Annotated in this window: 27 protein-coding genes; 11 read left to right on the plus strand and 16 right to left on the minus strand. The window is 67.1% G+C overall.

Annotation, left to right across the window (positions count from 1 at the left end):
• Positions 1 to 22 precede the first annotated feature (22 nt).
• Genes AX676_RS09330 through AX676_RS09340 form a run of 3 tightly spaced genes read right to left on the minus strand, consistent with a single transcriptional unit; the run spans position 23 to position 1,760 of the window.
• Complete coding sequence (locus tag AX676_RS09330; protein WP_066479669.1) at positions 23 to 622, minus strand: CoA pyrophosphatase; 600 nt, start codon at positions 620 to 622, stop codon at positions 23 to 25.
• Entirely contained in the window at positions 619 to 1,182 is a 564-nt protein-coding gene (locus tag AX676_RS09335; RefSeq protein ID WP_066479666.1) for a DUF1285 domain-containing protein, read from the minus strand. The genes AX676_RS09330 and AX676_RS09335 overlap by 4 nt, the downstream gene beginning before the upstream one ends.
• 41 nt (positions 1,183 to 1,223) lie before the next feature.
• A complete protein-coding gene (locus tag AX676_RS09340) occupies positions 1,224 to 1,760 on the minus strand; it encodes a GNAT family N-acetyltransferase (RefSeq protein ID WP_066479664.1) in 537 nt (178 codons plus the stop codon).
• A 100-nt stretch (positions 1,761 to 1,860) separates the two neighbouring features.
• On the opposite strand from AX676_RS09340, the gene AX676_RS09345 reads away from it, so the two are divergent.
• From AX676_RS09345 to AX676_RS09355, 3 genes are all read left to right on the plus strand, one after another.
• Complete coding sequence (locus AX676_RS09345; protein ID WP_066479662.1) at positions 1,861 to 2,493, plus strand: glutathione S-transferase family protein; 633 nt, start codon at positions 1,861 to 1,863, stop codon at positions 2,491 to 2,493.
• 68 nt (positions 2,494 to 2,561) lie between these two features.
• Complete coding sequence (locus tag AX676_RS09350; protein ID WP_066479659.1) at positions 2,562 to 2,933, plus strand: dihydroneopterin aldolase; 372 nt, start codon at positions 2,562 to 2,564, stop codon at positions 2,931 to 2,933.
• A complete protein-coding gene (locus AX676_RS09355) occupies positions 2,930 to 3,712 on the plus strand; it encodes an SDR family oxidoreductase (RefSeq protein WP_066479658.1) in 783 nt (260 codons plus the stop codon). Before AX676_RS09350 ends, AX676_RS09355 begins: the two co-directional genes overlap by 4 nt.
• Positions 3,713 to 3,729: 17 nt before the next feature.
• Here the strand turns inward: AX676_RS09355 and AX676_RS09360 are convergent, their stop codons facing one another.
• Entirely contained in the window at positions 3,730 to 4,578 is an 849-nt protein-coding gene (locus AX676_RS09360; protein ID WP_231734709.1) for a hypothetical protein, read from the minus strand.
• A gap of 227 nt (positions 4,579 to 4,805) precedes the next feature.
• On the opposite strand from AX676_RS09360, the gene AX676_RS09365 reads away from it, so the two are divergent.
• From AX676_RS09365 to AX676_RS09385, 5 genes are all read left to right on the plus strand, one after another.
• Positions 4,806 to 5,480, plus strand: coding sequence for an energy transducer TonB (locus AX676_RS09365; RefSeq protein WP_066479657.1), 675 nt, complete (start codon positions 4,806 to 4,808; stop codon positions 5,478 to 5,480).
• An 81-nt stretch (positions 5,481 to 5,561) separates the two neighbouring features.
• Positions 5,562 to 6,344, plus strand: a complete 783-nt coding sequence (locus tag AX676_RS09370) for a MotA/TolQ/ExbB proton channel family protein (RefSeq protein ID WP_066479656.1) — start codon at positions 5,562 to 5,564, stop codon at positions 6,342 to 6,344.
• A 122-nt stretch (positions 6,345 to 6,466) separates the two neighbouring features.
• Positions 6,467 to 6,934 (plus strand): ExbD/TolR family protein, encoded by a 468-nt coding sequence (locus AX676_RS09375; RefSeq protein ID WP_066479653.1) that lies wholly within the window; start codon positions 6,467 to 6,469, stop codon positions 6,932 to 6,934.
• 27 nt (positions 6,935 to 6,961) lie between these two features.
• Positions 6,962 to 7,390, plus strand: a complete 429-nt coding sequence (locus AX676_RS09380) for an ExbD/TolR family protein (protein WP_066479652.1) — start codon at positions 6,962 to 6,964, stop codon at positions 7,388 to 7,390.
• 370 nt (positions 7,391 to 7,760) lie between these two features.
• The gene (locus AX676_RS09385; protein WP_066479650.1) at positions 7,761 to 8,138 is read left to right on the plus strand and encodes a tetratricopeptide repeat protein; all 378 of its coding nucleotides are present in this window, start codon (positions 7,761 to 7,763) and stop codon (positions 8,136 to 8,138) included.
• A gap of 87 nt (positions 8,139 to 8,225) precedes the next feature.
• Here AX676_RS09385 and dcd read toward each other — a convergent pair whose 3' ends face one another.
• From dcd to AX676_RS09410, 5 genes are all read right to left on the minus strand, one after another.
• Positions 8,226 to 8,777, minus strand: coding sequence for a dCTP deaminase (gene dcd, locus AX676_RS09390; RefSeq protein ID WP_066479648.1), 552 nt, complete (start codon positions 8,775 to 8,777; stop codon positions 8,226 to 8,228).
• A gap of 83 nt (positions 8,778 to 8,860) precedes the next feature.
• Positions 8,861 to 9,865: a phosphatase PAP2 family protein gene (locus AX676_RS09395; protein ID WP_066479646.1), complete on the minus strand. Its 1,005-nt coding sequence runs from the start codon at positions 9,863 to 9,865 to the stop codon at positions 8,861 to 8,863.
• Between the two features lie 63 nt (positions 9,866 to 9,928).
• Positions 9,929 to 10,384, minus strand: a complete 456-nt coding sequence (locus AX676_RS09400) for a cytidine deaminase (RefSeq protein ID WP_197417098.1) — start codon at positions 10,382 to 10,384, stop codon at positions 9,929 to 9,931.
• Positions 10,381 to 11,076, minus strand: coding sequence for a glycoside hydrolase family 25 protein (locus AX676_RS09405; RefSeq protein ID WP_066479645.1), 696 nt, complete (start codon positions 11,074 to 11,076; stop codon positions 10,381 to 10,383). Before AX676_RS09405 ends, AX676_RS09400 begins: the two co-directional genes overlap by 4 nt.
• Before the next feature lie 5 nt (positions 11,077 to 11,081).
• Positions 11,082 to 11,564 carry a UPF0262 family protein gene (locus AX676_RS09410; protein ID WP_066480135.1) on the minus strand — a complete coding sequence of 161 codons (483 nt, stop codon included), beginning with the start codon at positions 11,562 to 11,564 and terminating at the stop codon, positions 11,082 to 11,084.
• 140 nt (positions 11,565 to 11,704) lie between these two features.
• On the opposite strand from AX676_RS09410, the gene AX676_RS09415 reads away from it, so the two are divergent.
• A complete protein-coding gene (locus tag AX676_RS09415; RefSeq protein WP_066479643.1) occupies positions 11,705 to 13,219 on the plus strand; it encodes a replicative DNA helicase in 1,515 nt (504 codons plus the stop codon).
• Between the two features lie 46 nt (positions 13,220 to 13,265).
• Positions 13,266 to 14,216 (plus strand): DUF808 domain-containing protein, encoded by a 951-nt coding sequence (locus AX676_RS09420; protein WP_066479642.1) that lies wholly within the window; start codon positions 13,266 to 13,268, stop codon positions 14,214 to 14,216.
• 6 nt (positions 14,217 to 14,222) lie between these two features.
• Here AX676_RS09420 and AX676_RS09425 read toward each other — a convergent pair whose 3' ends face one another.
• The gene (locus AX676_RS09425) at positions 14,223 to 14,606 is read right to left on the minus strand and encodes a hypothetical protein (protein WP_066479641.1); all 384 of its coding nucleotides are present in this window, start codon (positions 14,604 to 14,606) and stop codon (positions 14,223 to 14,225) included.
• Positions 14,607 to 14,738: 132 nt separating this feature from the next.
• Positions 14,739 to 16,817, minus strand: a complete 2,079-nt coding sequence (locus AX676_RS09430) for an NAD(+) synthase (protein ID WP_066479639.1) — start codon at positions 16,815 to 16,817, stop codon at positions 14,739 to 14,741.
• A gap of 145 nt (positions 16,818 to 16,962) precedes the next feature.
• Between AX676_RS09430 and AX676_RS09435 the strand changes: the two genes are divergently transcribed.
• Positions 16,963 to 17,610 carry a L,D-transpeptidase family protein gene (locus tag AX676_RS09435; protein ID WP_082730846.1) on the plus strand — a complete coding sequence of 216 codons (648 nt, stop codon included), beginning with the start codon at positions 16,963 to 16,965 and terminating at the stop codon, positions 17,608 to 17,610.
• Here AX676_RS09435 and AX676_RS09440 read toward each other — a convergent pair.
• The 5 genes from AX676_RS09440 to AX676_RS18275 all read right to left on the minus strand — a co-directional run bounded on the left by AX676_RS09440 (position 17,561) and on the right by AX676_RS18275 (position 22,296).
• The gene (locus AX676_RS09440) at positions 17,561 to 17,776 is read right to left on the minus strand and encodes a hypothetical protein (RefSeq protein ID WP_066479636.1); all 216 of its coding nucleotides are present in this window, start codon (positions 17,774 to 17,776) and stop codon (positions 17,561 to 17,563) included. The two genes, AX676_RS09435 and AX676_RS09440, sit on opposite strands and share 50 nt — an antisense overlap.
• Positions 17,777 to 17,840: 64 nt before the next feature.
• Entirely contained in the window at positions 17,841 to 19,097 is a 1,257-nt protein-coding gene (locus AX676_RS09445; RefSeq protein ID WP_066479635.1) for an N-succinylarginine dihydrolase, read from the minus strand.
• A 14-nt stretch (positions 19,098 to 19,111) separates the two neighbouring features.
• Complete coding sequence (locus AX676_RS09450; RefSeq protein WP_066479633.1) at positions 19,112 to 20,122, minus strand: arginine N-succinyltransferase; 1,011 nt, start codon at positions 20,120 to 20,122, stop codon at positions 19,112 to 19,114.
• Positions 20,122 to 21,327, minus strand: coding sequence for a hydrolase (locus AX676_RS09455; protein ID WP_197417099.1), 1,206 nt, complete (start codon positions 21,325 to 21,327; stop codon positions 20,122 to 20,124). Before AX676_RS09455 ends, AX676_RS09450 begins: the two co-directional genes overlap by 1 nt.
• Positions 21,328 to 21,378: 51 nt before the next feature.
• Positions 21,379 to 22,296, minus strand: a complete 918-nt coding sequence (locus AX676_RS18275) for a DUF481 domain-containing protein (RefSeq protein ID WP_066479630.1) — start codon at positions 22,294 to 22,296, stop codon at positions 21,379 to 21,381.
• Positions 22,297 to 22,413: the final 117 nt, after the last annotated feature.

Here is a 22,413-nt window from a genome sequence, read left to right on the forward strand (position 1 = left end):
GGCAGCGTGACGTCAGACGTGCTCAATGCGGCCAGTCCAGCCGCCGGCCGAGGTTGATCAGCATCGCGGCGGTCGCGCCCCAGATGCGGCGACCGTTCCATTCGATCTCGTAATAATGACGCATCCGTCCCTGCCATTCGCGCGCGCGCCGCACCTGGTTGCCGGGATCGAGCACGAAGGCGAGCGGCGCCTCGAAAATGTCGTGGACCTCCTGCGGCGCCGCCTGCAACGCGATATCGGGCGGGATGACCCCGATCACCGGGGTCACGTCAAAGCCGGTGACGGTGCGATAGCGATCGCCGACGCCCACGACCGTCACATGTGCCGGGTCGAGCGCAATCTCCTCCTGCGCCTCGCGCAGCGCCGCGGCGACCGCATCCGCATCCGACGCATCGATCCGGCCGCCCGGAAAGGCGACCTGTCCGGCATGAGTGCGCAGGCCTTGCGTCCGTTCGGTCAGGATCAGGCCGGGCGCGGCGCGGTCGGTGATCGCGACGAGCACCGCCGCGGGCAGGCCGTCATCGGGCGCTGGATCGGCAGGGTCGAAGGTGTCGCCGGGGATCGGCGCGGCGGCGTCCGACATTTCATCCAGCGCGCGGCGCAGGCGCTCGGCCAACGTCATGCCGCGGCAAACGGAAAGAATGCGCCGTCGCTCCACAGCCCGGGCGGTTCCGATCCGTTGGTTATCGCCGTTTCGGCCAGTTCGTAGAATACCGGTCGGGCGATCAGCGCGTCGAGTGCGTCGCGCACCCTCAGATAAGGGCGTGGCCCTTCGGCCGACTCCGCGATGCGGATCGGATGGGCGGCCCCCGCGGTGACCAGATCGCCGGTATTGAGCTGAAAGGCGAGCCGCGCCGCGCTGCCCGTGCCCGCCGCCTTCACCGCTACGGCGACGAACGGCGCGTCCTCGACCGCGATGTCGAGCTTTTCGACCGGCGTGACGAGGACGAAACCGCCGTCCGCCTCGCGCCGCAACAGGGTGGAGAACAGGCGGACCATCGCCGGCCGCCCGATCGGCGACCCCTGATGATACCAGGTGCCGTCGCGCGCGATCCGCATCTCGCTGTCGCCGCAATGGGGCGGGTCCCATTGCGCGACGGGGGGCAGGCGGCGCGCTTCGACCAGGCGCGCGATATCGGGAAGCGAAAGGCTCGACAGGTCGGGCGGCGGCGGCATCGGCATGGCTGCGTGGATACGCACGAACGGCGCGGCGCGCAAAGCCCTCACACGCCCGGCGGATCAACCAGCGCCGTCAGCCGCGCTTCGACGATGCCGGCGCAGTCGGGTACGTCCGCGCCGCGCGCCAGCAGCCGGTGCCGCTCGACCGGGCCGGGCAGCCGCCACGCGCCGGTCCGATCGGCGGTGAAGCCGAAGAACCGGCCATAATATTCGGGGTCGCCGACCAGCATCAGCCGCTGGAACTCCGGGCGTGGCCTGCGCTCGACGCGCTCGAGCAGCCGCTCCATCAACCTGCGCCCGATGCCGCCGCGCTGGAGGTCGGGCGCGACCGCAACCGGGCCGACCATCACCATCGGGACGGTCTCCCCCGAATCGCACCTGATCTGCACCGGCCAGCACTGGATGCTGGCGATCAAGCTGCCCTCTGCGTCGACGACCGCCTCGCTCAAGGCGGCAATCGCGGTGGTCCCGGCGCGCACGCGATAGGCGGTGCGTTGTATCCGGTCCGTGCCGAACGCCGCGTCGAGCAGCGCATCGACGTCGTCGGGGGCGACCGAGGTCAGCGGGACAAAGCGAATCATCAACGGTTCCGTCTGCCCGGTGGACGCAGCGGGCGGCGCGCCTTAGCGTCGAATCGGTGCGCGGCAAAGCATCGCGCATGCGGGGAGGAACGCCATCGCCATGAAGCTTTATGATTCACCCTGGGCACCCAGCCCGCGCCGGGTCCGCATTTACCTGGCCGAAAAGGGGATCGAGGTGCCGCGCGTCAACATCGACCTGCGCGCCGCGGAACATCTCGGCGCCGATTATCTGGCGGTCAATCCGCGCGGCGCGGTCCCCGCACTCGAACTCGACGATGGCGAGGTCATTTGCGAATCCTCCGCGATCTGTCGCTATTTCGAGGCCCTGCATCCCGATCCCCCGCTGTTCGGCACGACGGCGGTGGAGATCGCCCGGATTGAGAGCTGGACGCGCCGGATCGAGCAGGACGGCTATGCCGCGGTCGTCCACGTCCTGCGCAACACCGCGCCCGCGTTCAAGGATCGCGCGCTGGTCGGCGCCGCCCCGGCCGCGCCGCAGATCCCCGAACTCGCCGCGCGCGGCACGTTGATGTGGCGGGCCTTCGTCGCCACGCTCGACCAGCGGCTGGAGGCCAGCGAATGGGTGGCGGGCGACCGCTTCAGCTTTGCCGACATCACCGCACTGATCACCGTCGACTTCGCCGCGCGGTGCAAGCTCGACACGCCGGAGGATGCCACCCACCTGCGCCGCTGGCACGCAGTCATCAGCGCCCGACCGTCTGCGGCCGCCTGATTTCCGGCTTTGCGTGGCGGGAGGCGAGGATTAAGGGGCGGGACGAAATTGTTTCGGGAACCGCCTCCTTGTCCGATCGCCTCCAGCTTCATGTCCTCGATTTCGACGTCAATGTGCTGACCGGCATCTATTCGGAGGAAACGCACCTTCCCCAGCCGCTGCGCATCTCGATCACCGTCGACCTCGACTGCGCCGAACATTACGCGCCCGACACACCCTTGTCGGCGTCCAAGAACTATCTCGACCTCAAGCACGCGGCATCGACCGCCTTGCCGCCGGGCGTCCACTTCACATTGATCGAAGGGGTGGCGGATCACATCGCCGAAACCCTGTTCGTCCAGGATGATCGCGTGCGCCGGGTCGAGGTAAAGATCATCAAGCTCGCCATCGCCGAAGCCGGCGAATCGATCGGCATCACCCTCGTGCGGCATCGCCGGTGACCGGGCGGCGCCCGATCGCGCTGGTGACCGGCGGGTGCCGCCGCGTCGGCGCAGCGATCGCCGCGCGACTGGGGGAGGGGGGCTATGACCTCGCGCTGCACGGTGGCCACCGCCTCGATCCCGATCCCGAACTGATTGCGCGGCTCGATCGTGCCGGCGCGGCGTACCGATTGCTCCGTGCCGACCTGAGCATCGCGGCACAGGTCGACGGGTTGATCAACGATGCGGCGGCGGCGTTTGGGCGTCCGGTACGTCTGCTCGTCAACAACGCGTCGCGTTTCGACGCGAACGAGGCTGGGCTGCCCGACATGGCGGCGCTGATCGACTATTTCGCGGTGAATGCGGCTGCGCCCTTCCGCCTGGCGGTTCGGCTGGCGGCCCAGGCAGACGACAATGCCGACGCGGCGGGCGGGCGCGCCGTCGTCAACCTGCTCGACCAGCGCATCGACTATCCCAATCACGACCAGATCGCCTACACGCTGTCGAAACAGGCGCTGGCGGCGGCGACGCGCACGCTCGCGGTGGCGCTTGCACCGGGGGTGCGCGTGAACGGCGTCGCGCCGGGGCTGACGCTGCCGACCGCGGATTATGACGCGGTCCAGATGGAAAGACTGGCGTCGATGATGCCGCTGCGCCGTCTACCCAACCCTGCCGATATCGCGGAGGCGGTCCATTATCTGGCGACCGCGCCCGCAGTGACCGGACAGACGCTGTTCGTCGACGGCGGCGCGGCGATGACCGGCTTCGACCGAGATTTCGTCAACCTCGCCCGCGACTGAGCGTCGGGGCGGCGACGTCAGCGGCGCAGCGGGTCGCCACAGGCGCCGACCTGGCGGCGCACGAAGTCGTAATCTTCGCGCGCGGCGTCCGCGGTGCCGGGTTCGGTGTTGGCGAGGCTCGATTCGGGCAATTGCGCGGGCAGCTCGCACGCCAGCCGGTAGCCGAGCAGGCTATCGCGCGGCGGGGGCGGCGCGGCTTCGCCCACGATGTCGCCGAGCGCCACCGACCAGCTGCGCGCCTGGCCCGGACGGCGCAGGACGAGCAGCGATACGGGGGTGCCGTCGGCGGTGTTCAGGAACACCTGTGTCTCACCTTCGCCCGGCAGCGTCCCGGGGACATGAAAGGCGTTGCCCGGCGAAGAGATTGCGGGCGGCGCATCGGGGCTGAGTGCCGCGGTCACCACGGCGCGGACCCGCGCGTCGGCGGGCGCGGTCCAGTCGAGCGTCGCCGACGGGTCGATCAGCTGGACCTGGTCGGCGCGTCCCGAAACGGAACGGGCGAACAGGATCAGGCGACGCTTGGCGAGCTTGGGCGCGCGACCGCGCGCGTCGAGCGGAACGTCGATCAGGAAACCGATCCGCGGCGGCAGGGCGCTGCTCCCGCGAATCAGCGCGCCGACGTCGGCGTTGACATAGAATCGCGTATGCCCGGCCGGAACGCCAGCAGCCTCCGGCCCCGTGATTCGGGCGGTTGACCGCACCGTCGCGTCGATCACCAGCGGGGCGCGAAACACCAGGCCGGCGACGCGATGATAGTCGGGTGCTTCGACAACGGCCGCGGGCGGCCCGGACCGGGTCTGTGCACCGGCCGGCAAACCCGGCAGAATCAAGGCAAATAAAGCGGTTATGGAGGTAAATCGGGACATGACGGTTCCATTACGCGGAAAATCGGGCGTCATATAGCAACAAAAACCAGCCCTGCGGCTTATACATTTGTTGCGCCTGACAAAGCGTTTGCGTCATCCCGGACGGCGGGATACAGGTTTGGCAGACATCATGTCGTGCGCGGCATCGGTGTGTGCGGTGTTGTCGGTGCCTTCGATGAAGGGCCGTCGCCGTGTCCATGTCGGGATTTAGGGAGTTTGGTTGCGGAATGGCCTATGCTGACCGGAACACTGGAAGCAGCCGTTTGGTGGCGATCGTTACGGTCACCATCATCATGGCTGTGCTGGGCTACGCGTTTATAACCGGCCTGGCCTATAAATATGTTAAGAAGGCCCAGGCGGATCTGGAGGCGTTCGATATCATCGAACCGCCGCCGCCGCCGGAGGAAGTGCCGCCACCGCCGCCGCCGCCGGATCAGCCGGTGACCCAGCCGCCGCCGGTCGTGACGCCGCCGCCGATCGTGCGTTCGAACACGCCGCCGCCGGTGGTGATCCAGTCCGTGACGACGCCGCCCGCCAATTATGCGCCGATTCCCACGGCCGCGCCGCCGGTTCCTGCCGCTCCCGTCGCGCCCCCCGCGCCGGTGGTCAGCAAGGCTGCGGGTCCGAAGGGAAATCCCGCCGAGTGGGTGACGACCGACGATTATCCGTCGCGTTCGCTCAGCGCAGGCGAGGAAGGGACGACCGCGGTCAGCTGGGACATCAACGAACAGGGCCGGATCGAGAATTGCCGCGTCACCGCGTCCAGCGGATCGCAGGCGCTGGATCGTGCGGCGTGCGCCGCGCTGACCCGCCGCGGGCGCTACACGCCCGCGAAGGATCAGAACGGCAATCCGATCCGGTCGTCGTCGTCGCGCCGGATCGTCTGGAAAATTCCTCAATAGTCGGGGCCGCGGCGCCGTCGTGGCGCGCGCGATCCACCATGCTGAAACTTAAAAACCGTTGATCAAGGGAAACCATTGAACATGCTGACCACCATTCTTGCCGCTGGCGCTCCGGCCGGTGAAAATCCGTACGGGCTGTCCGCTGCGCTGCGCGAAGGCGGGCTGATCGCCCAGGGTACCTTCACGATTCTGGTGCTGTTCCTATTCGTTTCGCTCTACATCATGATGACCAAGCTGTTCGAACAGCAGAAGATCATGAACCAGGCCAAGCGGGTCCGTGCGACCTTCTGGTCGTCGAACAGCCTGCGTGAAGGTGCGACGAAGCTCGAGCAGAACAGCGCCTATCGCCAGATCGTCGACGACGGCATCGCGGCTCAGGAGCAGCACAAGCTGCTGACCGATCCGGTCGAGGCGCATGACTGGCTGCACGGCTCGCTGGCGCGTTCGGAAGCGGCGATCAATTCGCAGCTCACCGCCGGTCTCGCCTTCCTGGCGACCGTCGGCGCGACCGCGCCGTTCATCGGCCTGTTCGGGACCGTGGTCGGCATCTATCGCGCGTTGATCAAGATCGGTTCGTCGGGCCAGGCGTCGATCGACGCGACCGCCGGTCCGGTGGGTGAGGCGCTGATCATGACCGCGCTCGGTCTGGTCGTCGCGGTGCCTGCGGTGCTTGCCTTCAACTGGCTGCAGCGCCGCAACAAGGCGATCGCGGAAGAGCTCAGCGCCTTCTCGAACGATGTGCTCGGCTATCTGGCGTCGAACGGCGCGGTCCGCCCGGTCGCCGCGACCAAGAAGGGTCCGACCCCGCCGGCCCCGAAGACGACCGCCGGTCAGGCCGGTGGCGTCAAGACCACTGCGGCGTGACGTGAAGCGGCGCGCACATCCGGGCGCGCCGTTCTTGCTGTTGCGCGGAAAAATGGGACATGCCCTTGTTATCCCCTGCGGATCGCCGGGCATGTCTCGCGACATTGTGTAGGAACTGAAGAATGGCAATCAGCACAGGCGGTGGTGGCGACGATGCCCCCCTGTCGGACATCAATACCACGCCGCTCGTCGACGTGATGCTGGTGCTCCTCATCATCTTCCTGATCGCGGTGCCGGTGGTGCTCGAGACGGTGAAGCTGGACCTGCCCAAGGTGGAGTACGAAGTGACTGTCACCAAGCCCGAGAACGTGCTGCTGTCGGTGAAGGGTGGCGCGGACGGCTGCGAGGTCTATTGGCTGACGAGCCGACTGACGAGCGAGGAGCTGCTGACGCGCGCGGTCAAGAAGCTGGAGGACGAGGTCGCGCGTCAGGGCGGACCCAACGCAGCCGGCCTCGAGCTTCCCGAAGTGCATATCCGTGGCGACGTGAACACCCCCTATCGGTGCATCGGCGGCGCCATCTATACGATGCAGCAGGCCGGTTTTCCCAAGGTCGGGTTCATTTCCGAGCCGCAAAAGCTCGGCAGCTGATTTCGTCGCGTGAAGGAGTAGTTTGACATGGCAATGAGCGCAGGCCGCGACGACGGCGAGCCGATGATGGAAATGAACACCACGCCGCTGATCGACGTGATGCTGGTGTTGCTGATCATGTTCATCATCACCATCCCCGTGCAGACGCACGCGGTGAAGATCGATCTGCCGCAGCCGGACCCGAACCAGCAGAAGGACATCATCGACAGCCAGAAGAACAAGGTGCTGATCGATGCCAACGGGAACATCCTGTGGAATGGCGCGCCGGTCGACGAAGTGACGCTCGCCCAGTATCTCGACCAGACGACGGCGATGAGCCCGGAGCCCGAGTTGCACCTGCAGCCCGACGCGGCCGCGCGGTATGAAAAGGTCGACCAGGTGCTGGCGATCATCAAGCGCGCGAATGTGACTAAGCTGGGTTTTGTCGGCAACGAGCAGTATCGCTCCGATTTCTGACCCTGGAAACCATATCACGACAAAAGGGCGGTCCCGCGGGGCCGCCCTTTTTTGTTTCGTCCGCCGTCGTCGACCGTCACCGCACGAGTGAGCGCGACTTTGTAAGCGTTGCGACCGTTGCGCTTTGGCGTGTGGCGGCTGTCACCGGGGTCCGACCCTCGCGGTTCGCCGCATGTTTGAAACCGCGTCGTGGCAACAAATGTCGCCATTTTGTCATATTCGTTGCCGCCCATCGCTGTGCCTCGCGCAGGGCGGTCGTGGAAAAACAGTCGTTTCGGAACAAATTCGCCTAAAATACCGGCTTGTCCTGTCGTCATATAAGTGTCACAACTAAGAAACCGAAACGTAACATTAGGACAGGAGCCCAATCATGAAGCACGTTGTTACCCTCCACCTTGTCGCGGCGCTGGCTGCGGTCTCCACCGCACCAGCGTATGCGCAAGAACGCGCCGATCCCTATGCCCAGTCGCTGATCGCGCGCGGCGACTATGACACGGCGGAAAAGCGGCTGATGGCCGAAGCGCGGATTTATCCTGACAAGCCCGAAGTCCTGATCAACCTTGCCGCCGTCATGGCGCGGACCAATCGTCCGGAAAAGGCGGCGCAACTCTATGCGCGCGTGCTGGCGGGCGAAGATGTCGAAATGCGGCTCGCCGGCGACCGCGTGGTCATGGCGCACCAGATCGCCGCCACCGGCATGTCGCGACTGAAGCCTGCAGTGAGTGCCACCGCGCTCGGCGCACGCTGACCGTCAGACAGCCCGGCATGGTGTCGCACGCCAAGCCGGGCGTACGACCGGGTGTCGCAAGGGCATCCGGCATTACCCTTCGCAAACCTAAAGCCGGGGCAGGGTGACACCACGCTGCCCCATATATTTGCCGGCACGGTCGGCATAGCTCGTCTCGCAGCTCTGATCCCCCTTGAGGAACAGGAACTGGCACGCGCCTTCGTTGGCATAAATCCGCGCGGGCAGTGGGGTGGTGTTCGAAAACTCCAGCGTCACATGCCCCTCCCATTCGGGTTCGAGCGGGGTTACGTTGACGATGATGCCACAGCGCGCATAGGTCGACTTGCCGAGGCAGATCACCAGCACGTCGCGCGGCACCCGGAAATATTCGACGGTGCGCGCCAACGCGAAGCTGTTGGGCGGGATCACGCAGACATCGGTCTGGCGATCGACGAAGCTGTTCGCGGCAAAGTTCTTGGGATCGACGATGGCGCTGTCGACATTGGTGAAGATCTTGAACTCGTCGGCGACCCGTGCGTCATAGCCGTAGGAGGACAGACCATAGCTGATGCAGCCCTCGCGCCGCTGGGCCTCGACGAACGGCTCGATCATGCCGTGCGCCTGCGCCTGTTCGCGAATCCACCGGTCGGACATGATCATCTTAACGTCGCCCCTTGCTCGTGCGCACGGCTTTCGCGGGAATCGCCGGGTTGGGCAAGAGCGGGCGTGCGTGGCAGATCGGACTAGGCCCGCGTCGGGGTGGTCGCGATCGGTCCCGCCTGGCTTTCGGGCGACGCGCTTCCCGTTCGCGTTGACACCCACCAATGGATCGCCGCCCACAACAGCGTCCCTGCGATCAGGTCGATGCCGTAATGCCCGCCGATCGGGATGGTGGAGACGATGACCAGCGCGTTCCACGCCAGCATGAGGATGAAGATCGGCCGCGTCTGTCGCCACGCGAACGCAGTCATCCACGCGAGCGCGGTGTGGAACGAGGGAAAGGTCACGACGCCCTGGAGCTTGAGCATGTCGAGCGTGATCGGTCCGCCGCCGCGAAAATGATCGAAGGCGGGCAGATGATAGACACCGGCCCCTGCCGGCAGGCGCGCGGCGACATCGGGGGCGAGCCCGAGATGAGGAAAGGCACCGATCGCGGGGAACAGCGCCGCGCACCCTGCACAAAGTACGATCGCCGCCGCGAAGCTGAAGATCAGTCCCCACAGCGCCTCGCGGGACCCGCGCAGCGCAAGCACGACGGCGCTCAGGAAGATCAGCGGAAAGGAGCTGAGATAAGCGGCACCGAGCAGCGCGATGCGCACCGGCGACGCCGCCAGGTCCGCCGTCACCGCGGTGCTCGCAAAGCCGGTCGCGCGATCGATGGTCGCCAGCCACGGGTCGATCAGGGGCCGGTGGAGCGCGAGGCCAAGCTGGCTGATCGCACCGGCCGCCGCGCCGGATGCGATCAGCAGGGCCAGCGCGCCCAGCGCTTCACCCAGCCGCTGCGTATCGCCGCGCGCGCGATAGTGCCGATGCGCGCGCCACAAGATGGCGAGCAGGCCGGCCATCGACAATAAAGGCAGCACGGTAACACTCGCACCGACACGAACACACAGCAGCACGGCGATCGGCAGGGCAACCAGCACGACCGCGATCGTCGCGTGATAGCCGCGGACCGGTACGGGCGGTGCGGGCACCGCGCGCGTGTGCGGATCGGCATGGGCGGAATTGGCCGGGGCCATCGTCGACATGGCCTAGGCTCTAGCGGTTACGGGTTAAGGCCGGCTCTACGACGCCCGCGCGTCAGGCGACCGCTACATGCCCAGGCTGGCGGGACCGAAGGCATAGGGCAGCAGGTCGGACAGTCGGTGATGCTCGATCTGGCCCCCCGACAGCCCGGAGCAGTAAATATCCAGCTCGCGATGCCCCATCTGTGCCGCCTCGTTCAGCACCTGACGACATCGCCCGCATGGCCTTACGGGCGTGTCGCCCGCTTCATCGGTCCGCATCATCCCGCCGACAATGCCGACCGCGACGATGTCGGTCAGCCGCCCCTGGCTGTTCGCCGTGGCGCAGGCGACGGTTTCGGCACATAGCGACAGGCCGTAGCTCGCATTCTCGAAATTCGCGGCGCGGATGATCGATCCGTCGGTCAGCAGCAGCGCCGCGCCGACCGCGAAACCCGAATAGGGCGCATGCGCGCGCGTTGCCGCCTCGCGTGCGGCGGCGATCAGGCGGTCGGCGACCGGGTGGTCCGAAATCACGTTCATGGGGCCACCACACTCCATCTGACCGGTCCCGCGACGCCGTCGATCCGGCGCATGTCGCTTGCCTGCCACAATCGCCACGGCCGCGCGAGGTAATCGGGCGCGAACCAGTTGCGCGCAGCCCATAACGGACGGTCGACGGCACGGCTCAGCGCGAAGCGCGCCTCGACCGCGGGCGCGATGCGGATCAGCATCGGCAGCTGCATGTGCCGCTCGGCGATCGCCAGGAAGCGGCGGACATGATTTGCAGCGGCTGCCGGGGTCATCGCGCGCGCGCAGTCGGGGACCTCGTCGATTGCGAGCACGCCCGGCAACGCATCTTCGGTTCGCGGCACCATGCGCAGGTACAGCGCGGCCTGAGCGCCCGCGGGTTCGCACAGCGACAGGACATGTATGGCACCGCGCCGCACATTGCCGTGGGCCAGCGCCGCCCAGTGCGCGGCGAAGCGCCGATCGCGGGTCGCAACGCCCGCGCTCGCCCGGAGATAGACGAAATCGACGCCCTGTGCCGCGACAATCGGCCAGTCGACAGGACCGTCGGTCTCGTCGATCGTCATGCCCTGCAGCGCGAAATCGCTCCGGTCCGGTGCCCATCCCGCCGCCAGCGCGCGCGCGCCCGCGACCAGCAGTGCCGCCGCCACCACGAGCGCGACGACGATCGCGACCTGGCCGCGATAGGATGGGCCGCCCGTCACGCCCGTCAGCCGCGGATGTGGAGGACGCAGATCAGCGTGAACAACCGGCGCGCGGTATCGAAATCGATCGCGACCTTGCCATCCAGCCGCTCGCGCAGCAGCTCGGCCGCTTCGTTGTGGATCGCGCGCCGCGCCATGTCGACGGTCTCGATCTGCATCGGCGTCGCCTGGCGGATCGCCTTGTAATAGCTGTCGCAGATGGCGAAGTAATCACGGATCGGCCGGCGAAACCGGGCCAGCCCGAGCACCAGCGTCTCCAGATGCGCGCCATTGTCGCGCATGATGTCGATGGCCAGCCGCCCTTCCTCGACATGCAGGTGGATGCGATAGGGCCCGGCATAGCCGTCATCATGCGCGCGCGCCGGCTTGAAATAATTGCCCTCGAGCAGGTCGAAGATCGCGATCCTGCGCTCCTGTTCGATGTCCGCGTTGCGCCACAGGATGGTGCGTTCATCCAGCGAGATGTCGATGATGCGCGGGTCGGACATGACATCGTCAGCGATGGCGGTTTCGCCGCGCCAAATCAACGGGCCAATTCGGCGCGCCGATCGCCTGTCCACAGCTTTACCAACCGCAATCTTGCACCACGGCGCTTGAGGTGCGTCGCCCCGTCTGAAAGAGAGGGGGGATGGCGCGTGACGATTCCCCTTCGACCCCTGGCGGCGATCCCGTTCGCCTGCCCCAGAATGTCGAGGCGGAGGCCGCGCTGCTCGGCGCGATGATGATCGACAACCGCCTGGCCGACGACATGATCGAGGAGCTGGAGCCCGATCATTTCTTTGAACCCGTGCACGGCCGGATTTTCGAGAAGATCGCGCGGCTGCGCCAGTCGGACATGCTGGCGACCCCGGTGACGCTGCGGCCGTTGTTTGTCGACGATGCCGGCATGGCGCAATTGGGCGGCCCGGCCTATCTCGCCCAGCTGACCGGCAGCGGCGCGGCGCTGATCGGCGCGCGCCAGTTCGCGCGGCAGATTCGCGATCTCGCCATGCTGCGCGCGCTGATTACCGTCGGTCGCGGCCTGGTCGAAAAGGCGATGGATACCAGCGAGGCGGTCGATCCCGCCGCGCAGATCAAGGAAGCCGAGGAAGCGCTGTTTTCGGTGGCGGGCGATGCCGGGTCGGCCAACACGGTCAAGAGCTTTGCCGAGGCGACCAAGCTGGCGGTCAAGATGGCCGACCGCGCGCTCAATTCGGGCGGCAATCTGTCGGGCATCACCACCGGGCTGGAAAGCGTCAACGCGCGCACGGGCGGCATGCAGCGTTCCGACCTGATCATCCTCGCCGGGCGTCCCGGCATGGGCAAGACGTCGCTCGCCACCAACATCGCGTTCAATGCCGCGCGGCGCTGGATGGACGATCAGAAGCTGGGCATCGGCAAGGATCGCTCGCCCGGCGCCAAGGTCGCGTTTTTCAGCCTCGAAATGTCGGCGGACCAGCTCGCGACCCGTATCCTTGCCGAACAATCGGGGATCAGTTCCGAAGCGCTGCGCATGGGCAAGATCAGCAAGGCCGAGTTCACGCGCCTGGCCGACGCGGCCGCGGATCTCGAGCAACTGCCGCTCTATATCGACGATACTGCCGGGCTGACGATCAGCGGGCTGCACACGCGCGTCCGCCGCCTGCAATCGCGGCTGAACTTCGAACTCGGCTTGGTCGTCGTCGACTATCTCCAGCTGCTGCAGGGCAGCGGGCGCAACTCGGGCGACAATCGCGTCCAGGAAATCTCTGAAATTTCGCGCGGGTTGAAGACGCTGGCCAAGGATCTGAACGTGCCGGTGATCGCGCTGTCGCAGCTCAGCCGCGCGGTCGAACAGCGCGAGGACAAGCGGCCGCAGCTTTCCGACCTGCGCGAATCCGGTTCGATCGAACAGGACGCCGACATCGTGCTGTTCGTCTATCGCGAGGATTATTACGTCGCCGCCAAGGAGCCGAAGCGGCCGCGCGAGGGGGACGATGCGCGAATCTTCGAGGATCACGCGCAATGGGCGCAGGATATGGAGCGCGTCTTCGGCCTGGCCGAGCTGATCATCGCCAAGCAGCGCCATGGTGCGACGGGCAAGGTGACGCTGAAGTTCGAGCCTCAGATCACGCGGTTCAGCGATTATGTCGGCGACGGTTTCGCGGGGGGCATAGGCGACTGATTTCGCCCTCGTGTGTTGAGCGCCGGCCGAAAAGGGGAATACAGAAATGCCGGGTGGTTTGATCGCACTGCTTGACGATGTCGCCGCGCTGACCAAGCTCGCGGCGTCCTCGCTCGACGATGTCGCGGCGGCGGCGGGGCGTGCGGGCACCAAATCGGCGGGGGTCGTCATCGACGACGCGGCGGTCACGCCCAGCTATGTCGTCGGCCTGTCGCCCGATCGCGAAGTGCCGATCATCGCGAAGATCGCGGTGGGGTCGCTGCGCAACAAGCTGCTATTCATCCTGCCCGTCGCGCTGGCGCTCAGCGCGCTGGCACCGTGGCTGATCACCCCGATCCTGATGCTCGGCGGGACCTATCTGTGTTTTGAAGGGGCGGAAAAGGTCTGGGAGAAGCTATCGGGTGCGCATCATGCCGATGAAGTGATCGAGATCACCGATCCCAAGGCGCTCGAAGCGCGCCAGGTCGGCGGGGCCATCCGAACCGACTTCATCCTGTCGGCGGAGATCATGGCGATCGCGCTCGCCGACCTGACCGGCCGCAGCATCGGGACCCAGGCGGCGGTGCTCGCGCTGGTCGGGATCGGCATCACCATCGCGGTCTACGGCGTCGTTGCGCTGATCGTGAAGATGGACGATTTCGGCCTGTATCTCGCCAAGCGCCCGGGCGGTACCGCGCAGATGCTGGGCCGCGGGCTGGTGCGCGGGATGCCGGCGCTGCTCCGCGCGCTCAGCCTGATCGGTACCGCCGCGATGGTGTGGGTCGGCGGCGGCATCATCATCCACGGGCTGGCGGCATTCGGCTTTGCGACGATCGAGCACATCGTACACGACGCGGCGGTGGCGGTCGGCCATGCCGTGCCGGCGATCGGCGGGATCCTCGAATGGCTGGTCACGGCGATCGGCTCGGCGATCGTCGGGCTGGCGGTGGGTGCGGTCGTCGTCCTGGTCGTGTCGCGCTTTCACCACAGTGGACATGGCGAGGCGCAGGTCGCCTGAGCGCGGTCAGCCGAAGGGCAGGCGGTGCCGGATCGGCTCGGGGTCGAGCATGATGCGGATGTCGCGGATCAGCCCCGATGTGTGGCGGACGATGATCGCGCACGGAATGGTGCCAAGCCCGCCATGTTCGGCGTGGAACGTGAACTCGGTTTCGACCAGCAGCGTGTCGGCGCACGACCAATAGTCGAGGAAACTGCCGCCCACCGATTCGAGCGCGTCGAACAGACGCATCAATTGGCGCAGCGAAGCGATCTTCTCCACGGCGGGGGCACGGTTGCCGATGCGCAGATGGCAATCGTCACCCATCAGGACCGCCCAGCCGCTATGGTCGGGATGCTCCAGCAAGGCCGCGAGCGTCTGGCGGATAATATCGTCGTCGGCCCTGGTCACTGCGCCTCCGACTCGATGTGATAAGCTGACCCGCTATACCACCCCGCCGGTTTTGCCGGTGTCGCGTAACTGCTTGAAAGGCGCGACACTTGCGATGTTGTGGTACCGCCGGCGCCGCATCGCACGAATTCGTCAGTCGCGTGGCGGCAGACCCGCGCGCAGCTCGTCCAGCCACGCGGTCGCCACGCTGTCCGACGGCGCGCGCCAGTCGCCACGCGGGCTCAGCCCCCCGCCGGCCGAAACCTTGGGACCGTTGGGCATAGCCGAACGCTTGAACTGGCTCGTCTGAAAGAAGCGTTTGAGGAACCGTTCGAGCCACATCCCGATTTCGCCCAGATCATGGCCGATCCGGCGAGCATCGGGATAATCGGGCGGCCATTCGCCCGCCGCCGCATCGCGCCAGGCATGCCACGCGAGGAACGCGATCTTCGACGGCTTGAGCCCCTGGCGCACGACATGGTGAAGGAAGAAGTCGTTGAGCGGGAAGGGGCCGATCAGCGCCTCGGTCCGCTGGATCACGCCATCCGCGCCTGCGGGCACCAGCTCGGGCGAAATCTCGGTCGCCAGGATCGCGTCGAGCACGCGATCGGTGTCGGCGTCGAACTGGCCGGTCCGGATACACCACCGGATCAGGAACTGGATCAGCGTCTTGGGCACGCCGCAATTCACCGCGTAATGGCTCATCTGGTCGCCGACGCCATAGGTGCACCAGCCCAGCGCCAGCTCGGACAGGTCGCCGGTGCCGACCACCAGCCCTTCGCGCTGATTGGCGATGCGGAACAGATAATCGGTGCGCAGCCCCGCCTGGACATTTTCGAACGTCACGTCGTGCACCGGCTCGCCGGCGGCAAAGGGGTGGCCCAGATCGCCGAGCATCTGGCGCGCGGCGGGGCGGATGTCGATTTCGGCGCCCGTGATCCCCAGTGCGCTCATCAGCGCCCACGCATTGGCGCGGGTCGCCTCGCCCGTCGCGAATCCGGGCATGGTGAAGCCCAGAATGTCGGTGCGCGGCCGGTTCAGCCGGTCGAACGCCTTGGCCGCGACGATCAGCGCATGAGTCGAATCCAGCCCGCCCGAAATGCCGATCACCAGCCGCTTGACGCCGCTTGCGACGACGCGCTGGCGCAATCCCTCCACCTGGACGTTGAACGCCTCATAGCTGTCGGCGTCGAGCGTCACCGGATCGTCGGGAACGAACGGAAAGCGCGCGATCGCCCGGATTACGCCGCGATCGGCGAACTCCGGCCGGTGATCGAAGGTGATGCGCCGGAATCGCTGTTCCGGATGACTCCTGGCGGCGGCGCAGTCGTTGAACGTGCCCGTCCGCATCCGCTCCAGCCTCAGGCGCTCGACATCGACATCGGCGAGCAGCAACTCGCACGCGACATCGAACCGCTCGGACGAGGCGATCTGTTCGCCCAGTTCGTGCACCATCCCCTGGCCGTCCCAGGCGAGATCGGTGGTGCTTTCGCCGGGTCCCGACGCCGAATAGACATAGGCGGACATCGTCCGTGCCGATTGCGCGGCGCACAGCAGCGCGCGCTCGCGCGCCTTGCCGATCAGGATGTTGGACGCCGACAGGTTGCACAGGATGAGCGCGCCGGCCAGCGCCCCCTCGGTCGAGGGCGGCAGCGGTGCCCAGTAATCCTCGCAGATCTCGGCGTGAAACACGAAGTCGGCGAGGTCCCCGGCGGCAAAGATCAGGTCGGTGCCGAACGGTGCCCGCTGGCCCGCCACTTCGATATCCAGGCCGACGAGCCCCATTCCCGACGCGAAATACCGCTTCTCGTAATATTCACGGTAATTGGGCAGGTAGGTTTTGGGGACGACCCCCAGCACGCGCCCCCGCGAAACCGCGACCGCGCAGTTGTAAAGTCGCCCGTTGCGCCGCAGCGCCGCGCCAAGCAGCAGCACCGGGGCCAGATCGCGGCTGGCGGCGATGACCTCGGCGAGTGCTTGCTCACTGGCTGTGCAGATCGCGTCCTGCAGGTGCAGGTCGTCGAGCGCATAGCCGGTCAGGTTGAGCTCGGGATAGACCAGCAGGTCTGCATGGGCGTCGTGCCCCTGCCGCGCGAGATCGATCGCGGTGCGCGCATTATATGCTGGGTCCGCGACCCGGCTGAGTGGGGTGCAGGCAGCGACGCGGATCAGCCCCTGCGCCTGGCCGGCATAGAAGCGGTGCGGAGCGGCGGCGGGGGCGGGACCGGTCATGCGCCGTAGGCTTAAGCCGTTCCGCCGCGCAACGCCACACCCGGCGGCACCTGATCGATCGCGGTGCCGATCTTGAACGCAATGCGTTGAAACGGTTCCGCGCCCCGGTGCATTCCGCTATTCGTGCAGGCGACAGGAGGGTGCGTTGACCCATCTCAGGACGATTGCGGCGGGCCTTGGTGCTGCGCTGACATTGGCGACAGCTACGGTGGCGGATGCCCAGCAAGTCTCCGGGTTGGACGTTGAACGCGCGGCGATATCGATGCGTCCCGGACAGTCCTTCTGGTCAGCCGACCGTGGTGATCCGCGCCAGCCGGTGCGGATCGTCGTCAGCCTGCCGATGCAGCAATTGTTCGTCTATCGCGGCCGGGCGCTGATCGGCGCGTCGACCATCTCGTCGGGCACCCGCGCCAAGCCGACCCCGGTCGGTGAGTTCACCATTCTGCAGAAACGGCCTTTCCACCGTTCCAACCTCTACAGCGACGCGCCGATGCCGTTCATGCAGCGGCTGACCTGGGACGGCATCGCGCTTCATGGCGGCGACCTGCCCGGCTATCCTGCGTCGCACGGCTGCATTCGCCTGCCCACGGATTTCGCGCGCGAGCTGTTCGCGCTCACCGGATTGGGTGCCGAAGTCGCGGTGCTCGGCCGCGCGGTGCCCTATCCGGCGTTCCGGCCCCAGCTGGCCGCACCGGTGCTGAACGTCGCGCCCGACCTGCTCGCCGACGACAGCCTTGCCTCGGTCAGCCTTCCTCGCTTTCGAGTGAATGGAGGATCCGCGCGCCGGCCATGAACACCGCCACCGGGCACAGCGCGAACAGCATCCAGCCGCCGACCCCTGGGTATTGCTGGAGATAATGCACGCCGCGCTCCGTCGCCCCCAGGCTCAGGCCGTAGATCACGGCAAAGGCCTCGAACTTGGTCTTGATGACGAACAGACGCGCGAACTTGGTAAACATGCCGTTAGTAAAGCAAGCCCCGGACCACTCGCGGCAATCCGCGAGTCGTCGCCCAGCGTCCCGTTCAATCTGTCAAAAGTTCCGACAACTCCATGGCGCTGAGCAGGGCATGACGCGCCGATTCGATCTGCAGGATCAGCTCGGGATCGGCGATCTGGTCGGGCGCGATCTCTTCGGGCCATCGCGCGGCGACGATCTCGGCGATGCGATCGAGCCGTGCCTCGTCGACGATGAAGCGCGGATCTACCCGCTCTGGATCGGCGACGACGCGCAGGCGCAGACAGGCGGGCCCGCCACCATTTGCCATCGACTGGCGAACGTCGACGACCTCCAGCCGCCGGATCGGGCCGTTGCCCGCGACATGCTCCTGCAACCAGTCCCAGACGGCCGGCGTGTCGCGTGCCTCGGTCGGCAGGATCAGCGCCATCCCGCCATCGCCGGGCAGCGTCACCAGCTGGGCATTGAACAGATAGGAGCTGATCGCGTCGGCCAGGCTGACCCGAGCGGCCGGCACCTCGACGATCTCGACCTCGGGCATGCGCGCGCGCAGCTCGGCATGGGTGCCCAGCCGGTCGGCAAAGGCGAATTCGTGCGTGAACAGCACCGGACCGTTGGCGACCGCCACCACGTCGTTGTGGAATGCGCCCGCCGCGATCGCGATCGTCGACTGTTCGACGAACAGGCAGCGTTCGGGCGACAGCCCGTGGCGCCGCGCGATCGCCTCGCTGGCATCGCGCGACTGGCGGGCGGGGAAGGGGCCACCCGCCACGCCATAGACGAACACCTCCAGTCCCGCCGCGTCATGCGTGCGGGTCAGCCGCATATGGTTGGCCGCGCCCTCGTCGCCGAACGGCGGCGGGACGGGGGCGTGGACGACAAACGCCGGATCCGCAAACGCCACGCGCAGCTGCGCGAGCGTGCCCGGCCATTCATGGCTGCGATGCTTCATCGTCACCAGATTGGCGACGCTCAAATGGCACTTGCCGTCGGCGGTGTCGGGGGCGGGCGACACGGTCGCGGCATTGGCGGCCCACATCGCGGATGCCGACAGGGCCTGGGCCTGCAAATGCCGCGGCGCGTCGGCGTAGCGCGTGCCCAGCGACGCCAGCCATGCGTGGTCGGGGCGTGCGAGCGGATAGAAGATGCCCTGCGCCAGCCCCAGGCGCAGATTGGCGCGCATCTTCTCGATCCCCTGCAGCGCCGCCGCGCGCGGCGCGGAGACGTTGCCCGAGTTGCGCGTCGCCGCCAGGTTGCCCGGGCTTAGCCCCGCATAATTGTGGCTCGGGCCGATCAGCCCGTCGAAATTGATTTCACGCAGCATGAGGGTCCCCTGTTTCAGCGCGCGACGTGGTGGATGACGTCGCCGGTCGCGATGCCCAGCAATTCCGCGCTGCGCTCGTCGATCAGCACGCCGTCATGCTGCGGCTGGACGCAGCCCTGGGTCGCGCGGAAGCTGCCCAGCCTTCCGGTCGCGATCAGCGCCGGTTCGCCGGCATCGCTCAGCCCGGTGACCTCCGACTGGCGCGCCGAACGAATGCTCTGCACCTGATCGGTGCGCGCGATCATCGTCGGGCCGCCGTCGAAGATATCGACATAATTCTCGAACGCGAAGCCTTCATTCTCCAGCATCCGCATCGCGGCGCGGCCGCTGGGGTGCGGGCGGCCGATCACCTGGCGCGCGGTTTCGGGCAGCATCGCGGTATAGACCGGGTGCTTGGGCATCAGGTCGGCGATGAACTGGTTGCCGTGGATCGCATTGAACTGGTCGGCTTCCTGGAAACTCATGCCGAAGAAGCGGCCCGCCACGCCGTCCCAGAAGGGCGACCCGCCCGCTTCGTCGATCACGCCGCGCAGCTCGGCCAGGATGCGGTCGGCGAAACGTTCGCGATGCGCGGCGATGAACAGGTAGCGGCTGCGCGCCAGCAACAGCCCCAGCCCGCCGGCACGCTCGCCGGGGTGCAGGAACAGCCCGCCGACCTCGCTCGCCCCCTCCAGATCGTTGACCAGCGACAGCAATTCGGCGCGGAACGTGCGATTGAGCGCCTCGCTATGCTTGGTGACGGTGCCCAGTCGATAGCTGTAGAACGGCCAGCGCTGACCCACCTGACTGAAGATCTGGCACGTCCCGCGCACTTCGCCGGTCGCGGCGTTTTCCAGCACCATGACGAACAATTCGTCGGCCAGGCTGTCTTCGTCGCGTGCGAAGGCCGCGTGGCTGCGCGCCAGCTTCGCCTCCAGCGACGGGCGGTCGGGCGGCAGGTTGGTGAAGCCGCCCCCGGTCAGCTTGGCCATTTCATAAAGATGCTTGAGGTCGCCGTCGGTGGCGGCGCGGATCACGAATGTCATCAAAGCCCCTGTGTGACCAGCCGGTGGATCGTCACCGCGCTCAACGCCGCGCGCTCGGGCAGGCTGTCGGGGATCAGAAACTCGTCGGCGGAATGGATGGCACCGCCGCGCGCGCCCATCGTGTCGATGACCGGCACGCCGCACGCCGCGATATTGTTGCCGTCGCACACGCCGCCGGTCGCGCGCCAGCTGACTGGGATGCCCAGGTCCGACCCGGCGGTGGCGACGAGCGCGAACAGCCGCTCCGCGCCGGGATCGATCGGCTTGGGCGGGCGGTTGAAGCTGCCGTGGCGCGCAATCGCCACGTCATGCGCCGCGGTAACCGCGGCGATCGCTTCGTCGAGCAGCGTGTCGGCACGCGCGATCGCGTCGACGCTGCGCGGGCGGAAATTGACGCGCAGGATCGCCAGGTCGGGGACGACGTTGTTCGGTCCGCCGCCGTCGATGCGCGCCGGATTGACCGACAGGCCGTCATCCTTCCCCGCCGCCAGCCGCACCGCCAGCGCCGCCGCCGCGACGATCGCATTGCGGCCATCGTCGGGGTTGCGCCCCGCATGGGCGCTGCGCCCGCGCACGACGATCGAGAAATTGCCGGTGCCGCCCCGCGCGCCCGCCAGCGTCCCGTCGGGCAGCGCGGGTTCGTAGGTCAGCGCCGCGCGCTTTCCAGCCGCCGCGCGCGCAATCAGGCCGGCGGACGAAAGCGACCCGGTTTCCTCGTCCGAATTGATGACGACCTCATAGCCGAAGCGATCGGCGACCGGGCTCGCCTCCACTGCCTCGAGCGCGGCGAGCATCAGCGCCAGCCCGCCCTTCATGTCGGCGGCTCCCGGCGCGTTGAGCGTCCCGTCATCCAGCCACCGCGCCTGCTGAAACGGGTGATCCGCGCCGAACACGGTATCCATGTGGCCGGTGAACAGCAGTTGCACCGGCGCATCGGGGCGGACGGTCAGGTGCAGGTGGTGGCCATGGCCGATCGCGCGCACCTCGCCCTCCGTGCTCACGCTGTCGACTGCATCGGGTGCGACGAGCGCGACGTCGCCGGGCAGTGCGGCGAAGGCGTCGGCGAGTGTCGCGCCCATCGCCGCGACCCCCGCCAGGTTGCGCGTGCCGCTGTTGATCGCCACCCAGCGTTCGGTCTGCGCCAGCATCGGTGCGGCGCGGACATGGTCGACAAGGTCGCGCTCGATCGCGCTCAATCCGCTCATGCCGCGTCCCCTAGCCGGTTCGGCGACGCAACGGAACCCGGCTCGGCGTGCTCAGAACTGATAGACGAGCGACGCCCGGCTGGTCGTGTCGGTGGTCTGCCGGCCGGCGGGCGGGTCGCTTTCATACTGCACCGTATAGGAAAAGCGCCCCGACAGCGGCCCGATCAGCCGCGCGTTGATCGCGCTCACGCTCGATACCGTGCTGTTGGCGCTTTGCAGATAGGCCGATGCGTTCTGCGTCAGCGTCAGACCTGCCGTCGCCTTCCACATCAGGTCGAGCGAACCGCGCGCGGCGACGTTGTTCTCGTCGGGCGAATTGGTGAAGTCGGTCGCGCGATAGGCCGGGCCAAGCTCGAGATCCAGCGTCAGTCGGGGCCGCCGGATCGCGTTGTAGCCAACCCCCAGCGAAGTCGAATAGCGCGAGGAATAGCCGAAGAACCGGTCGCTTTCGAACTGTGCGGCACCATAAGCGTAGAGGCGGTCGCTGATCTTGTAGTTGGGTTCATAGGCGAACAGGTAATGCTCGCGCGTCGGCACGCCGTTGCTTTCCTGATATTCGATCATGCCGCGCAGCTTGTGCCGCCACACCAGCCCTTCGCGCTTCACGTCCAGGATCGCGTGCGCGCCGATATTGTCGGTGTTGCCGGTGGTCTGAAACCCGCCCAGCTCGATCCGCCCCTCAACCAGTTCCCAGAACGTCGCGTCGCGGATGCGCTGGACGGCCTCCTCGCGGCGTTCCTCCTTCCACCGATTGGCAAGCGCGTTGATCGCATCGGTGCTTTCCGGGCTGATCGTGCGCGCATATTTGGCGATCACCTCGACCTCCGCCTCGTTGCCGCTGGCCAACGCGGCTTCGAGCATCCGCGTAAGGTCGGGCGACAGCGGGGCATCCTGGCGCCCCTGTGCGCTCGCGTCGGCGATCGCGAACGAAGTCAGAGCGGCGGCGAACAAGGGGAGGGACGGGCGCACGCGCGCTAACCTAAGCGCGGAATAGGGCAAGATCAAAGCAATCCACCCGCAATCCGCGCGCGTTCCGGCGTGCGCGAGAGCTGAACGACTGGACCCGCCGGCACGGACTTCTAAGGA

Origin of the sequence: Sphingomonas sp. CCH21-G11 (assembly GCF_001555965.1) — a bacterium.
Taxonomy (GTDB): domain Bacteria; phylum Pseudomonadota; class Alphaproteobacteria; order Sphingomonadales; family Sphingomonadaceae; genus Sphingomonas.

What these genes read in the sequence shown, in the direction of transcription:
- AX676_RS09380 (WP_066479652.1), top strand. Translation starts at nt 6,962, where the DNA reads ATGGCAATGAGCGCAGGCCGCGACGACGGCGAGCCGATGATGGAAATG.
- AX676_RS09330 (WP_066479669.1), bottom strand. Translation starts at nt 622, where the DNA reads ATGACGTTGGCCGAGCGCCTGCGCCGCGCGCTGGATGAAATGTCGGAC.
- AX676_RS09340 (WP_066479664.1), bottom strand. Translation starts at nt 1,760, where the DNA reads ATGATTCGCTTTGTCCCGCTGACCTCGGTCGCCCCCGACGACGTCGAT.
- AX676_RS09365 (WP_066479657.1), top strand. Translation starts at nt 4,806, where the DNA reads ATGGCCTATGCTGACCGGAACACTGGAAGCAGCCGTTTGGTGGCGATC.
- AX676_RS09455 (WP_197417099.1), bottom strand. Translation starts at nt 21,327, where the DNA reads ATGAGCGGATTGAGCGCGATCGAGCGCGACCTTGTCGACCATGTCCGC.
- AX676_RS09375 (WP_066479653.1), top strand. Translation starts at nt 6,467, where the DNA reads ATGGCAATCAGCACAGGCGGTGGTGGCGACGATGCCCCCCTGTCGGAC.
- AX676_RS09335 (WP_066479666.1), bottom strand. Translation starts at nt 1,182, where the DNA reads ATGCCGATGCCGCCGCCGCCCGACCTGTCGAGCCTTTCGCTTCCCGAT.
- AX676_RS09370 (WP_066479656.1), top strand. Translation starts at nt 5,562, where the DNA reads ATGCTGACCACCATTCTTGCCGCTGGCGCTCCGGCCGGTGAAAATCCG.
- AX676_RS09415 (WP_066479643.1), top strand. Translation starts at nt 11,705, where the DNA reads ATGGCGCGTGACGATTCCCCTTCGACCCCTGGCGGCGATCCCGTTCGC.
- dcd (WP_066479648.1), bottom strand. Translation starts at nt 8,777, where the DNA reads ATGATCATGTCCGACCGGTGGATTCGCGAACAGGCGCAGGCGCACGGC.
- AX676_RS09360 (WP_231734709.1), bottom strand. Translation starts at nt 4,578, where the DNA reads ATGTCCCGATTTACCTCCATAACCGCTTTATTTGCCTTGATTCTGCCG.
- AX676_RS09395 (WP_066479646.1), bottom strand. Translation starts at nt 9,865, where the DNA reads ATGTCGACGATGGCCCCGGCCAATTCCGCCCATGCCGATCCGCACACG.
- AX676_RS09345 (WP_066479662.1), top strand. Translation starts at nt 1,861, where the DNA reads ATGAAGCTTTATGATTCACCCTGGGCACCCAGCCCGCGCCGGGTCCGC.
- AX676_RS09450 (WP_066479633.1), bottom strand. Translation starts at nt 20,122, where the DNA reads ATGACATTCGTGATCCGCGCCGCCACCGACGGCGACCTCAAGCATCTT.
- AX676_RS09385 (WP_066479650.1), top strand. Translation starts at nt 7,761, where the DNA reads ATGAAGCACGTTGTTACCCTCCACCTTGTCGCGGCGCTGGCTGCGGTC.
- AX676_RS09410 (WP_066480135.1), bottom strand. Translation starts at nt 11,564, where the DNA reads ATGTCCGACCCGCGCATCATCGACATCTCGCTGGATGAACGCACCATC.
- AX676_RS09430 (WP_066479639.1), bottom strand. Translation starts at nt 16,817, where the DNA reads ATGACCGGTCCCGCCCCCGCCGCCGCTCCGCACCGCTTCTATGCCGGC.
- AX676_RS09445 (WP_066479635.1), bottom strand. Translation starts at nt 19,097, where the DNA reads ATGCTGCGTGAAATCAATTTCGACGGGCTGATCGGCCCGAGCCACAAT.
- AX676_RS09420 (WP_066479642.1), top strand. Translation starts at nt 13,266, where the DNA reads ATGCCGGGTGGTTTGATCGCACTGCTTGACGATGTCGCCGCGCTGACC.
- AX676_RS09440 (WP_066479636.1), bottom strand. Translation starts at nt 17,776, where the DNA reads ATGTTTACCAAGTTCGCGCGTCTGTTCGTCATCAAGACCAAGTTCGAG.
- AX676_RS09400 (WP_197417098.1), bottom strand. Translation starts at nt 10,384, where the DNA reads ATGAACGTGATTTCGGACCACCCGGTCGCCGACCGCCTGATCGCCGCC.